This window comes from Streptomyces scabichelini (genome assembly GCF_011045015.1).
Taxonomy (GTDB): Bacteria; Actinomycetota; Actinomycetes; order Streptomycetales; family Streptomycetaceae; genus Streptomyces; species Streptomyces scabichelini.
The window spans coordinates 23194-36071 of sequence record NZ_JAAKZY010000019.1 but is presented as its reverse complement, the minus strand read 5'-3'; the positions used below and the strand labels follow the sequence as shown (position 1 = coordinate 36071).

Annotated in this window: 10 protein-coding genes; 2 read left to right on the top strand and 8 right to left on the bottom strand. The window is 70.5% G+C overall.

Translation table 11 applies throughout. The annotated features are described in order from the left end of the window. The gene (locus G5C60_RS08755) at positions 1–1578 is read left to right on the top strand and encodes an amidohydrolase (protein ID WP_165256471.1); all 1578 of its coding nucleotides are present in this window, start codon (positions 1–3) and stop codon (positions 1576–1578) included. 159 nt (positions 1579–1737) lie between these two features. Here the strand turns inward: G5C60_RS08755 and G5C60_RS08750 are convergent, their stop codons facing one another. The 4 genes from G5C60_RS08750 to G5C60_RS08735 form a co-directional block, all read right to left on the bottom strand. Next, positions 1738–2796, bottom strand: a complete 1059-nt coding sequence (locus G5C60_RS08750; RefSeq protein ID WP_165256469.1) for an iron-siderophore ABC transporter substrate-binding protein — start codon at positions 2794–2796, stop codon at positions 1738–1740. Further along, positions 2796–4661: an ABC transporter ATP-binding protein gene (locus G5C60_RS08745; RefSeq protein WP_206439262.1), complete on the bottom strand. Its 1866-nt coding sequence runs from the start codon at positions 4659–4661 to the stop codon at positions 2796–2798. The genes G5C60_RS08750 and G5C60_RS08745 overlap by 1 nt, the downstream gene beginning before the upstream one ends. A 50-nt stretch (positions 4662–4711) precedes the next feature. Beyond that, entirely contained in the window at positions 4712–6415 is a 1704-nt protein-coding gene (locus G5C60_RS08740) for an ABC transporter transmembrane domain-containing protein (RefSeq protein WP_165256465.1), read from the bottom strand. A 165-nt stretch (positions 6416–6580) separates the two neighbouring features. Beyond that, on the bottom strand, positions 6581–7972 hold the full coding sequence (locus G5C60_RS08735) for a SidA/IucD/PvdA family monooxygenase (protein WP_165256463.1): 1392 nt from the start codon (positions 7970–7972) through the stop codon (positions 6581–6583). Positions 7973–8057: 85 nt separating this feature from the next. Between G5C60_RS08735 and G5C60_RS08730 the strand changes: the two genes are divergently transcribed. Further along, a complete protein-coding gene (locus G5C60_RS08730) occupies positions 8058–9005 on the top strand; it encodes a methionyl-tRNA formyltransferase (protein ID WP_165256461.1) in 948 nt (315 codons plus the stop codon). A gap of 71 nt (positions 9006–9076) precedes the next feature. On the opposite strand, the gene G5C60_RS08725 is transcribed toward G5C60_RS08730, so the two are convergent. The 4 genes from G5C60_RS08725 to G5C60_RS08710 all read right to left on the bottom strand — a co-directional run bounded on the left by G5C60_RS08725 (position 9077) and on the right by G5C60_RS08710 (position 12876). After that, a complete protein-coding gene (locus G5C60_RS08725) occupies positions 9077–10006 on the bottom strand; it encodes an RNA polymerase sigma-70 factor (RefSeq protein WP_165256517.1) in 930 nt (309 codons plus the stop codon). Between the two features lie 50 nt (positions 10007–10056). Then, the gene (locus tag G5C60_RS08720; RefSeq protein ID WP_165256459.1) at positions 10057–10980 is read right to left on the bottom strand and encodes an NAD-dependent epimerase/dehydratase family protein; all 924 of its coding nucleotides are present in this window, start codon (positions 10978–10980) and stop codon (positions 10057–10059) included. Between the two features lie 108 nt (positions 10981–11088). Beyond that, positions 11089–11493: a nuclear transport factor 2 family protein gene (locus tag G5C60_RS08715; RefSeq protein WP_165256457.1), complete on the bottom strand. Its 405-nt coding sequence runs from the start codon at positions 11491–11493 to the stop codon at positions 11089–11091. Positions 11494–11670: 177 nt separating this feature from the next. Next, the gene (locus G5C60_RS08710) at positions 11671–12876 is read right to left on the bottom strand and encodes an ROK family protein (protein ID WP_165256455.1); all 1206 of its coding nucleotides are present in this window, start codon (positions 12874–12876) and stop codon (positions 11671–11673) included. Positions 12877–12878: the final 2 nt, after the last annotated feature.

Below are 12878 nucleotides of genomic sequence, written 5' to 3'. Positions count from 1 at the left end.
ATGCTCAGCACCAGACTCACGAACGCGCACATCCTGACCATGGACCCGGACCATCCCGTCGCCCATGATCTGGGCATCTGGCAGGGCCGGATCGTGGGTCTGGACGAGGCGGTGACCTCCCTGCCCGCGCGCCGGGTGGTCGATCTTCAGGGCGCCACCGTGCTGCCCGGGTTCATCGACAGCCATGTGCACCTGGCCTGGACCGGCTTCAAGGCCGCCACACCGAGCGTGGCACCGTGCACCTCGGCCGAGGACGTCCTCTCTGTCGTCGCCGCGGCCGTGGCGGGAACGCCGCCCGGCGGCTGGGCACATCTCGTGGGGTACGACCAGCGGGCCCTCGGCCGCCATCTGACCGCCACCGAGCTGGACAAGGTCAGCGAGGGGCGCAAGGTGTACATGCTGCACGACTCCGGACACGGCTGTGTGGTCAACACCGCTGTCCTGGACCTGCTGCCCGACCACGTCCCGCACGAGGACGGCTTCCTCGCCGAGGGCGCCATGGGAGCCGCACGGGCGCTGCGACTGCCGTACTCACAGCAGGAGCTGGCGGACGCGATCGGGCGCGCGGCCCGGGTCTGTCTGGCCGAGGGGGTGACGGCCTGCGCCGAGGCGGGCATCGGCGGCGCCCTGTTCGGCCACAGCCCGGTCGAGCTGGGCGCCTATCAACTGGCCCGGGATCAGGGCAAGTTGCCGTTGCGGGTGCAGCTCATGGTGGCCGCGGACCGGCTGAACCCGGTCGCCGCGCACGCGGCCGACGGCATACCCCGCGCCCTCGATCTCGGTCTGCGCACCGGGTTCGGGGACGAATGGCTCTCCGTGGGCGCGCTGAAGGTCTACACCGACGGCGGCATGATGGCGCGTACGGCCGCACTGAGCAGCCCGTACGAAGGCCTGGACCACACGGGCCAGTTGCAGGACGACCCGGAGGCGCTCGCCGAAACGATCGTGGACGGTCATCTCGCCGGCTGGCAGCTCGCCGTCCACGCCATCGGCGACCGGGCGGCCGATGTCGCACTGGACGCGCTGGAGCGGGCGCAGCACCTGCGGCCACGCCCGGGCGCACGGCACCGCATCGAACACGCCGGACTGATCCGGCCCGACCAGCTGTCCCGCTTCTCGCGGCTCGGCGTGAGCGCCGTGGTCCAGCCGAACTTCCTGCGCTACTTCGGCGACGACTACGCGTCGATCATGGGCGAGGAACGGGCACCGTGGCTGTACCGGGGGAGGGGATTCCTGGAGCACGGCATCACGCTGGTGGGCAGCTCCGACCGGCCCGTCACGGACGGTTCGCCGCTCAGGGCCGTCCAGTTCATGGTCGAGCGTGCCTCCGAGTCGGGGCAGGTGATCGGTCCGGACGAGGCCGTCACCGTCGACGAGGCCCTGCGTGCGTACACCGTCGGCGGGGCCTTCGCCTGCCACTGGGACTCCGTCGCGGGCAGTCTCACGCCGGGCAAGCGGGCAGATCTGGTCGTGCTCGGAGACGACCCGCGGAGGGTCGATACGTCGCGCATCGGGGACATCGAGGTGGTGGCGACATACGTCGCCGGCCGGGCCTGTGACACAGACCCGCGCCCCTGAAAGGGGGCCGCAGGCCTTCCTTTCAGGGGCGCGGGTCTGTATCGATATGCGGCTCCGCCGCGATGGGGGTCCCCCCGCTCGAGCGCAGCCGAGAGTGGGGGAGCGACCAGCCACAACGGACCCGCAGTCGAACTCCGCTTCCTCGGAGCAGCCGGTGTCTCAGGACGCCGGCTGCTCCACCTTCGTCGCGGTGTCGCCGTCGACGGCCGCGGCCAGCTGCGGCACCAGGCGGTCGAGCATGTACGGCAGGCTCAGTACCGTCACGAAGGAGACGGAGTTGCCGTAGTCGCTCGCCTCCTTGACGAACACCTCACGGTCCTCCTTCGCCACCTTCAGGTCGGCGTAGAGGGCGTTCTTGTTGAGCTTGGCCTCGTCCTTGGCCACGTCGGAGACGATCCACACGAGGGCGTCGGTGTCCAGCAGATCGGTGCGCTCCTTGCTGATGTTGGCGCCGAACTCGTCACCGATGACCTTGTCCAGGTCGGCCGGCAGCTTGAAGCCGAGATCGGTGAGCAACCGGGAGCGGGGGTCCTGGCTGCCGAAGACGAACATGCCCTCGTACGGGGTGGCCATCACGGCGCTGGCCCCGGCGAAGTCCGGGTTCTCCTTGGCCGCGGCCTTGAAGTCGGCGTCGACGCCTTCGACGAGCGACTTCGCCTTCGCCTCCTGGCCGAGTGCCTTGCCGATGATCTCGGTCTGCTGCTGCCACGGGACGCCGAAGTCGTTGTACTCCTTGGGCTGGGCGACCACCGGGGCGAACTTCGACAGGGTCTCGTACTGCTGCTTGGTCAGGCCACCGTAGACCGCGAGGATCAGGTCCGGCTTCAGCGCGGCGATCTTCTCGGTCTGCGGTCCGGTGCCGGTGTCCTTCAGCACGGTCGGCGTCTTCGCGCCGCCCAGCTTGTCGGCGGCCCAGGGGCCGATGGCGCCCTTGTAGCCGCCGAGCCACTCGGTGGTGCCGACGGGCACCTTGCCCAGGGCGAGCACGGCGTCCTGGTCGGTGAGACCGACCGTGACGATCCGCTTGGGCTCGGCCTTGATGGAGGTGCTGCCGTACTTGTGCGCAATGGATACCGGGAAGGCGCCGTTCGCGGAATCCGTCTTGTCCGCGGCAGCCTCGGAGTCGTCTCCCGAGCCGCAGGCCGTGGCGGTGGTGAAGAGAAGGAGCGCGGAGACGAGCGCCGCGGCGAGGCGTGTACCTCTGAGAGAGCCGAGCATCAGTGGTCCTTCATGGTGGTTGTGTCGGGACGATGGTGCTGCGTGGGGGGCTGATCGGCCGTGCTGCGGGTACCGGACCAGGCCTCCCACAAGGAGGCGTAGGTCCCGCCCGCGGTGCACAGCTCGTCATGGGTGCCGCTCTCCACGATCCGGCCGCCGTCCATGACGACGATCCGGTCCGCGGCCGCGGCCTGGGTGAGGCGATGTGCGACGACCAGCGCCGTGCGGCCGTCCACCGCCCGGTCGGCCGCACGCTCCAGCAGCCGGGCTCCGGTGCTCCCGGCCTCGGCCGTCGCCTCGTCGAGCACGGCCACCGGCGGATCCGCCAACACGAGCCGTGCCAGGGCGAGTTGCTGGACCTGGGCGGGGGTGAGGCGGTGTCCGCCCTCGCCCACGACCGTGTCCAGGCTCTCGGGCAGCGCTTCGACCCAGTCCAGGGCCTCCACCGTGGTCAGGGCCGTGCGCAGCTCGTCGTCGGAGGCGTCGGCCCGCGCCAGGCGCAGATCCTCCGCGAGTGAACCGGCGAAGACGTGCGTCTCCTGCGTGACCAGGGCCACCGGCAGCCCCTTGCCGTTGCCGGACGCCCCGGCGCCGCTGAGGTGCACCGAGCCGGATGTCGGGACGTGCACGCCCGCGATGAGCTTGGCCAGGGTGGTCTTGCCCGCGCCGCTCGGACCGACCAGGGCCACGCGTTCGCCGGCCCGGAGCGTCAGGTCCACCTCGTGCAGGACGGGACGGCCGGGCTCGTACGCGTGGTCGATGCCGGTCACGGTGACGGTGCCGTCCGCCGCCGTGCCCGGCTCCCGCCGCTTGTGAGGATTCGCCGTCTCTTCCGGCTCGGGGTCCGGCTGGTCGGCGACCCCGACCAGCCGGGCGAGCGCGGCGGTCGCCGACTGCGCGTCGTCGAGCAGTACCAGCGCGGAGTTGATCGGCGCGAACAGACTGTGGAAGTAGAGCGCCGCGGCGGTCGCGGTGCCGATGGACACCGAGTCGGCGCGCACCAACAGGAACCCGGTGACGAGGACCGCCGCGAGGCCGGTGTACTCGGCCACGTGCAGCCGGTTGTAGAACCGCAGCACCAGCTTCACTCCGCGCAGCGTCAGCTCGACCGCCGCCGAAGAACGCCGGGTCACATGCGTGGTGTGCTGCTCCTCCAGCCGGAACGCCCGCACCGTGCCGGCCCCGGCGATGGTGTCGAGGAGCTGCTGCTGCTGAGCGCCGGTCGCGATGCGCTGACGGGCATAGAGCGGCACGGCATTGCGTACGTACCAACGGGCGGTGTGCGCCTGGACGGGCACCGCGAGGAGGGCCGCGAGCAGGAAACGCCAGTCCAGCGCCGCCATCGCGCCCAGCGTCAGCACGATGGCCAGCAGGGAGCGGGCCAGCTCGGGCAGAGCGTTGCGCACTGCCTCGGCCACCACCGAGACGTCCCGGGTCACCCGGGCGGTGAGGTCTCCCGCGCCCGCCTTCTCCACCTGTTCCAGCGGCAGCCGCAGCGCCTTCTCCACGAACCGCTCGCGCAACTGCGCCAGCAGGGTCTCGCCGAGCCGGGAAACCAGCGTCAGGCCCAGCGCGGTGGTGCCGCCCTGGGCGAGGGCCACCAGGACCAGGAGGACGACCGGAGCCGTCACGTCCCCGGGCGGGCGCCCCTCGGCCACGACGTCCACGATGCGGCCAAGCAGCGGCTGGACGAGCAGTCCCACACCGGTGGCCGCGACCATCACAGCGAAGCTGCCGAGAGCCAGGCTGCGACGCGGACGCACCAGTTCACCGACGGCGGCACGGGTGCGGGCCCCGGTCGCGGTGGGCAGCAGTTCCCGGGTGTCGGGCGCCTGCTCGTCCGTATCGGGGCCTGCTGCGGTCATTGCTTCCTTGGTCCCGTTGGTCCCGTTGTTCTCGTTCGCCGAGGTGTCGCTCATGACAACACCGCCGCGCGATACGCCTCGTGACGGCGTACCAGATCGGTGTGCGGGGCCGTGTCGGTGATCCGGCCGTCGTCGAGCAGCACCACCCGGTCGGTGACCGCGAGCAGTGCGGGGCTGGTGGTCACGAGCACCGTGGTGCGGCCCTTGCGGATCTCCCTCAGGCCGGTCGCGATCTGTGCCTCGGTCACCGTGTCGACCGCGGTGGTCGGATCGTGGACCACCAGCACGGGCCGGTCGGCCGCCAACGCGCGAGCCAGAGCGACCCGTTGGCGCTGCCCGCCCGAAAGGGACCGGCCGCGCTCACTGACCGCGGTGTCCTCGCCGTCCGGCAGGGTCTGCGCGACCTGTGTCACCCCGGCCGCCGTCATCGCCGCTTCCGGATCGACGGATTCGGAACCGGCGAGGACGGCGGCCGTGACGTTGTCGCGGACGGTGCCTTCGAAGAGGTCCGCGTCATGCTCGGCCACCAGCAGGGCCGTACGCATCTGAGCGGGATCCAGGTCGCGCAGGGACACGCCGTCCAGTTCGACCGTTCCGGCTTCGGGGTCGGTCTGCCGGGACAGGCAGCGCAGCAGGTCGGTGGCGTGCGCGGGGTCGGTCGCGACCACGCCGAGGAGTTCGCCGGGTGCGATGTCCAGGTCCACCTCGCGCAGCCCGCCATGGCTGAGCCCGCTCAGCCGGACCGCGCCGCGCACCTGCTGCGGCAGGCTCTGGCCGCCGGACGTGACGGAGTGCGGCGTGGCCAGCACCTGAGCGATCCGGGCGGCCGAGGCCCGGCCCTGCGCGAACTCGGCGTTGACCCAGGCGAGCGTCTCCAGAGGCCCGAGCAGGAAGAGTGCGAGCCCGACCGCCGACACCAACTGGCCCAGGCTGATGCTGCCTTGGGCGGCCAGCCGGCCACCGACGAGCGCCACGACGGCGATCAGGCAGCCCGTCAGCGCCAGGACCATGCCGTTCTGGAAGGCCTGCGCGCGTGCGGCCCGCAAGGTCGCTTGCAGGGAGTCGCGGCTGGTGGTGCGGTAGCGGGCGATGGCCGTCGACTCGCCGCCGATGCCCTTCAGGATCCGCAGACCGGCCACCAGGTCGGCGGCCACGGCCGAGGCGTGCGCCGCCCGCTCCTGCTCGGCCTCGCTGCGGCTTTCCAGCGGCTTGCTCAGCAGATGCCCGAGCCAGAGCAGGACAGGTGTGCCGAGCAGCACCACCAGACCGAGCAACACCGACGTACGCAGCAGGACGACGGCACAGGTGAGCAGGCCCATCAGTGCTGAAATGCCGAACATCAGCGCCAGGTTGACGGCGCCGACCCGCTTGGCGTCCTCGGTCGCGATATTGGCCATCGCTCCGGGCAGCCGGCCCTCCTCCGCTCCGCCGCCGGGGTCCAGGACCCTTCGTACGAGAGTGATCCGCAGCGAGTGCTCGGCCTGTACGGAGGCCTTTTCACCGGACCAGGCGCCGATGCGGAAGCTGAACGCCAGTCCCACATAGACCACGGCGAGGATCGCCAGCCAGAGGAACAGGGCGCCGGTGTCGGAGTCGGTGACGGCCTGGTCGATCACGATACCGATCAGGACCGGGACCAGCGCCTCGCCGATCTGGTGCCCGGAACCGAGGAGAGAGCCGAGCGCGACGTTACGTCGCTGACCCCGGACCGTGTCCCTCAGGACGTCCCGCCCCGACGGATATGAAGCACCCACCCGTACCCCTTCGGGATCGGACAAAGAGAAAAACCAGAGAAAAACCTAGGTGAGGCTACCCTAAGTCGATGAGTGTTGCCCAGTGCGGGCATGGACGGGACCGCCACAAGAACCGTCCGACGGCACGCGGGTGCGTGCCGTCCTCCACGACGATGAACCGCCCTTTCAGACTGAGGAGTTGATGTTCTCGGCCGCGTCGCCCGCATGGTGGGTGAGCAGGGAGTCGAGGATCTCGCCGGAGCGCACGGCGGTGGTGGACAGCAGGGTGGAGGTGAGGCCGTGCGTGTGCTCGGTCGCGCCCTGCAGATAGATGCCCGCGGTCACCTCCGGTGCGACCTCGACCCGGTGGTCGCGTCCCACGCGTACGGCGTCGTTGTCGTCCCGCAGGCAGAGCTTCGAGGTCCTGCCGAGGAGCGTGTCGAGGTCTCTGGGCCGGTAGCCGGTCGCATGGACGAGCAGATCGGCGGAGAGCACCTCCCGTTCGCCGGTGGGAAGGTACTCGACGGTGACGTCCAGGCGGTCGTCCAGCGGGCGTACGTCCCGGATGCGGGACACGTTGCGCAGCCGCAGGCGCTCGTGGCCCTGAACCTTCTCGCGGTACATGGTCGCGTACAGCGACTCGATCAGATCCATGTCGACCACCGAGTAGTTGGTGCTGCGGTGGTAGTCGACCAGGGACTGCTTCACCTCCGGCGCCGACTGGAAGTAGACGTCCACGGCTTCCGGGTCGAAGATCCGGTTGGCGAACGGGCTGTCGTCGGCGGGCGTGTACCCGTACTTGGCGAAGATCGCGCAGATCTCCGCCTCGGGGAAGGACCGGTGCAGATAGTCCACCGCCTCGGCGGCGCTCTGACCGGCACCGAGGACCAGGATGCGTCCCACGGAAGTGCCGGAGCCGCCGGAGCCGCCGGACCCGCCGGAGCCGCCGGACCCGCCGGACTCGTTCAACTCGCGGACGCGCGGCACCAGTTCGCTGTTGTGCCAGATACGGTCCGACAACTCGGTGTCCGGCGGGAGATGGGGTTCGAGGCCGACGGCCACCGAGACGTTACGAGCCCTGCGCACAACGGTGCGCTCCGGGGTGCCGGGGACGCGGCTGACCACGTCGAACCAGCGGATCTCCCCGTCCTCGGCCGTCACCGGCTCGACGGACACGACCTCGGTGCCGTAGTCGACCAGATGCGCGACCCGGGCGGCCGCCCACTCGAAGTACTCGTGGAACTCGATCCGCAGCGGGAAGAGGGTCTTCGCGTTGAGGAAGTCCACGAGTCTGCCCCGCTCCCGCAGGAAGCACAGGAAGCTGAAGTCGCTGGTCGGATTGCGCATCGTGACAAGGTCCTTGAGGAAGGACACCTGCATCGTCGCGTCGTCGATGAGCATGCCACGGTGCCAGCCGAACGACGGCTGGCGTTCCAGGAACGTGGCTCGGATCCGCTTCTCAGCGGTGGCTCGGGAGTTGTGTTCCTCAACCGCGATGGCCAGTGCGAGATTTGACGGCCCAAAACCTATGCCGATCACATCGTGGACGGCGTCCGGTTCGTCGTGCAGTGCGTTCACCGCAACTTTCCTTCCCCTAGGCGCCACTGATGTTAAATAAGGTTAGCCTTACCTTGCAATGGTGTGTCCTAGGAGAGGATCGACAATGCGGGTCGTCATGTTCGGCTATCAGACCTGGGGGCACCGCACCCTCCAGGCTCTGCTGGAGTCCGACCACGAGGTGGTCATGGCCGTGACCCACCCCAAGAGCGACCACGTGTACGAGAAGATCTGGGACGATTCGGTGGCCGATCTCGCCGAGAAGCACGACATCCCGGTCCTGCTCCGCAACCGGCCCGACGACCCCGAACTCCTCACCGCACTGCGGGAAGCGGAACCGGACCTCATCGTCGCCAACAACTGGCGGACCGTGCTGCCCCCCGAGGTCTTCGACCTCCCTCCGCACGGCACGCTCAACATCCACGACTCGCTGCTGCCGGCGTACGCGGGCTTCTCCCCGCTGATCTGGGCGCTGATCAACGGCGAGCGGGAGGTCGGTGTCACGGCGCACCGTATGAACGCCGAACTGGACGCGGGCGACATCCTGTTGCAGCGAGCCGTTCCGGTGGGTCCGACCGACACCGTCACCGACCTGTTCCACCGCACGGTCGACCTGATCACGCCGGTCGTGAGCGAGTCGCTCGACCTGATCGCCTCCGGCCGGGCGCGGTGGATACCGCAGGACCGCAGCCGGGCGACCTTCTTCCACAAGCGGTCGCTCGAGGACAGCCGGATCGACTGGAGCTGGCCGGCCGAGGACCTGGACCGCCTGGTGCGCGCCCAGTGCGACCCGTACCCCAACGCCTTCACCCACCACCGCGGTCAGCGTCTGCGCATCATCGAGGCCGCGGTCTCGCAGGGCCGCTACGGCGGCACCCCGGGCCGCATCTTCATCCGCGAGGGCGACGGCGTGGTCATCGTCGCCGGCGCACAGGCCAGGAACGGGCAGCTGCACGGCCTGCTCGTGAAGCGGGTCCGCACGGAGGACGGCACGGAGCACGCGGCGAGCGACTACTTCCGCACCATGGGGGGCTATCTCACCGCACGCCCATGAGCCCCGCGCTCCCGCCCGCGCTCACCCGACGGAACGGTGGGCGCGGGCCGGGAGCGAGGCCGGACTCGGGGTCACGGGTCGAGCCGGGCGCGGCGGGCCTGCTTCACCTCGCGGTCGATCGCCCAGGCGTCCGCCACCGGACCCACGTGCCCGAGCTTGTCGGGGTTGATCACCGAGCGGATCGTCTGGATCCGCCCGTCGAGGACGTCAAGGACCAAGGTGTTGAGGACCTTGCCGTCCCGGTCGCGCAGGATCGCGCCCGGCTGGCCGTTCACCTCGTGCGGCTCCAGCTCCACACCGACCCGGACGACCCAGGGGAAGGCCGAGGCGAACACCCGGGCCACGTTCTCGGCGCCGAATACGGTCCTGGCGAACTGCGGGGCCTTGCCGCCGCCGTCCCCGATCACCTGGACATCGGCGGCGAGCAGCTCCCGCAAGCCATCGAGGTCGCCTTCCCGGATCGCGTCGAAGAACCGCGCCGCCAGCGCGTCCCGCTCCCGGCGGTCCGCCTCGAACCGGGGGCGCCCCGCGTCCATGTGGCGCCGCGCCCGCACCGCGAGCTGACGGCACGCCGCCTCCGACCTGCCCACCGCCGAGGCGACGTCGGGGAAGCCGAACCCGAACACCTCCCGCAGCACGAAGACCCCCCGCTCGAGCGGGCTGAGCCGCTCGAGCAGCAACAGGGCCGCCATCGACACCGAGTCGGCCAGCTCCGCCGACCGCGCCGGGTCCTCGTAGGGGTCGGTGAGCAGTGGCTCGGGGAGCCGCTGCCCGACGTACTGCTCCCGACGGGAGCGGGCCGAGCGCAGCACGTCGATCGCGATCCGGGTCACCACGGCCGAGAGGTAGGCCTTGGCCGACGCGGGCCGTGTCGGGGTGGCCTCGTAGCGCAGCCAGGACTCCTGGACCGCGTCCTCGGCCTCGCTCACACTGCCGAGGATCCGGTACGCGATCGAGAACAGCAGCGGCCGCAGCTCCTCGAACTCCTCGGCCCGGGTCACGCCGCCACTCGCCTTCACGCCGCCACTCGCCTTCACCCCGGCACTCGCTTTCACGCCAGCCCCTCCTTGAAGCCCTGGCGCCACGACGGATAACGCAGCTCCCAGCCGAGCTCCCGCTTGGCCTTGGCGTTGGAGAAGCCACGTCCCTCGATCATCATCACCACCGGCACGTCCCCGGCCAGCAGCTTGGCCAGCCACTTGGGGACCCGCATCGGCCGCTTCGCGCCCGCGGCCGCCGCCAGGTAGGGCAGCCACTCGCGGGCCGGGGCCGGTTCGTCGTCGACGATGCTGAACACGCCCTTCGCCTGCTGCTCCACGGCCAGGACGGTGGCCCTCGCCGCGTCGTCGACATGCACGAACGAGCTGTAGCCGGTGGCGCGCCCGACCAGCGGGAACTTCCGCTTGCTGATGAGCTCGACCATGTCGTCGGTGGCGCCAGGTCCGTAGAACCCGCCGTATCGCAGGGCCGCGCCGCCGGCCTTGACGACGCCTTCCTCGAGGTGGCGTACCGCCTCGACCATCGGTTGCAGCGCCGTCCCCGTCATCGGGTCCAGCGGGTCCTCCTCGGTCTTCACCCAGCCGCCCTCGCGGATGCCGTTGAAGCTGCCGAAGCTCTGCGCGACGAAGGTGGACACACCGGTCGCCTCGGCGGCGGCCAGCAGGTGGTCCGTCCCCTCGGTGCGCAGCCGGTTGGTGGTGGCGAAGAACCGGTCGAAGTGCCTCATGTCGGGCTTGCCGGTGGCGAGCCCGGTCATCTGGTGCACGATCGCGTCCGGCCGGGCCGCGGCCACCGCCTCACCGACCGACACCGCGTCCAGCCCGTCCATCACGACGCCCTCCGCGCCCAGCTGCTTCAGCAGGCCCAGCTTGGCCGCGCTCGTCGTCGTAGCCGTCACCTGATGACCCCCGGCCAGGAGCTGCGGCACCAGCCGCCGCCCCAGGACCCCGGTCCCGCCTGCCACGAACACCCGCATGACCCCCACCTTCCTGATCCCACACATCCCAGAATCCGTCTCTGGTACCTGGGACGAGACAGCCCGGCCGTCTGTGACATGGGGGGCGGCGTCCGAAGGGCGTCGGGGTCACTTGCCGCCCAGTGGGACGCGTCGTGCGAGGATCTTGCGGTGGCTGATGCGCCAGCCCTGGTCACCGTGCACGATCGTGTCCTCGTACGTCGCGCTGCCGCTGCTGCCGTCCGCGTTGACGCCGATCCCCTTGGACAGTGCGCGTACCCGGCCGTCGGCGAGCTCGGTGAGAACGACGTTCGTGATGTGATGACCGACCGGATTCGCCTCGCCCAGCGCGAGCGAGGCGTTCCGGATGGCGTTGATTCCCACGAAGGGTTCCTGCCCGAAGTCGCTGACGTCGTAGACGACGTCGGCCGTGAACAGTTCGTCCAGCCGGTCCAGCTCTCCGGCGTCGAACAAGTGGCCGTGCATCGAGAGCAGTTCGGTGATGGCCGTGCGGTCTTCGAAACCAAGTCCCATGAGGGTCCTCTCATCCACGTACGGTTGGATTCACCTGCATGGTCCCGCGGAACTCCGCGCTGGGCACATCGGGCCGTGGCGCAGCTTGGCTTGGTTGCGCACGATCGCGTGCCGGGTGGGAGCCACGCCGGGCTGTTGATGCGTACGGCCCTCGTGCCGTTCGCGTCGCCGTACCGGCTATGCGCCGGCGCGGGCCAGCGTCTCCAGAGGGCCGACCAGGATCTCGGAGAAGGCGAGTTCGGCGGCTCCGACGAGCACCGCGTCGTCGCCGAGTTCCCCCACTCGCAGCCGCAGGTTCTCGCGGGAGGCCGTAAGGGCAAGGCGGTTGATACGGCTGCGGATCTGGGCGGCGGAGCCGAGGAACACCTCGCGGAGCGTGCCGCCGAAGATGACCGTGCGCGGGTTGAGCACATTGACCAGGTTGGCGACGCCGACGCCGAGCCAGTCGCCGACGTCGTGCAGGGCGGCGCGGGCGGTGATGTCGCCCCGGTCGGCCGCCTCGACGACGGCGCGTACCGCTTCCCGGCCGGTGGCCGACGGGTCGCGCTGAGCGGTCTCCAGCAGGGCGCGTTCCCCCGCCTCGGCTTCGAGGCAGCCGCGGGCCCCGCAGCCACAGGGCCTGCCGTTCCGCGGATTGACGACCATGTGCCCGATCTCGCCGCCGTATCCGCTGTCACCGCCCAGGAGTTGGCCACCGGTGATGACACCGCCGCCGATGCCGATGTCGCCATGCAGGTACACGAGGTCCTGGCAGCCGGTCCCGGCACCGCGCAGGTGCTCCGCGAGCGCACCGAGACTGGCCTCGTTACCCACCGAGACGGTAAGGCCGAGGCCCAGCCGGCGCCTGAGGTCCTCGCCGAAGTCCTCGTCCTCCCAGCCGAGGTAGGGGGCGGCGCGGACGAGGCCGTCGGGTCGGCGCACCATCCCGCGGACGGCGGCGGCCACGCCGACGCAGTAGGTGCCGTGCCGTGCCGTGCCCACCATGTCCAGCGCGGAGCCGGCGAGGACCTCGGCCACCTTGCCGGCGTCGCGACGGCCGGGAAGTACGGGGATCTCCCTGTGGTCGAGGAAGGCCCCGCCCAGGCCGATGCGCGCGACGGCCAGCCGGTCCACGCCCACGTCGAAGGCGAGGACATACACGCGGTCGGACTCGGGCCGTACGACCAGGGACGGCCGGCCGGCCCTGCCGGTGTCACGGGGCAGTTCCTCACGGACCAGGCCGGCCGAGCCCAGCTCGCTCACCAGTCCCAGGATGGTGCTGCGGTTGAGTCCCATGCGCTCGGCCAGGACGGCCCGCGACATGGATCCGCCGATGTGCACATGACGGAGCAGGGTGCCGAGGTTGTGCCGGCGAATCTCCTCCTGCGAGGGACCGGCTTTCATGG

Excerpts from the sequence above, each read along its gene's own strand:
- G5C60_RS08755 (WP_165256471.1), top strand. The coding sequence starts at position 1 with ATGCTCAGCACCAGACTCACGAACGCGCACATCCTGACCATGGACCCG.
- G5C60_RS08750 (WP_165256469.1), bottom strand. The coding sequence starts at position 2,796 with ATGCTCGGCTCTCTCAGAGGTACACGCCTCGCCGCGGCGCTCGTCTCC.
- G5C60_RS08745 (WP_206439262.1), bottom strand. The coding sequence starts at position 4,661 with ATGACCGCAGCAGGCCCCGATACGGACGAGCAGGCGCCCGACACCCGG.
- G5C60_RS08730 (WP_165256461.1), top strand. The coding sequence starts at position 8,058 with ATGCGGGTCGTCATGTTCGGCTATCAGACCTGGGGGCACCGCACCCTC.
- G5C60_RS08720 (WP_165256459.1), bottom strand. The coding sequence starts at position 10,980 with ATGCGGGTGTTCGTGGCAGGCGGGACCGGGGTCCTGGGGCGGCGGCTG.
- G5C60_RS08715 (WP_165256457.1), bottom strand. The coding sequence starts at position 11,493 with ATGGGACTTGGTTTCGAAGACCGCACGGCCATCACCGAACTGCTCTCG.
- G5C60_RS08710 (WP_165256455.1), bottom strand. The coding sequence starts at position 12,876 with ATGAAAGCCGGTCCCTCGCAGGAGGAGATTCGCCGGCACAACCTCGGC.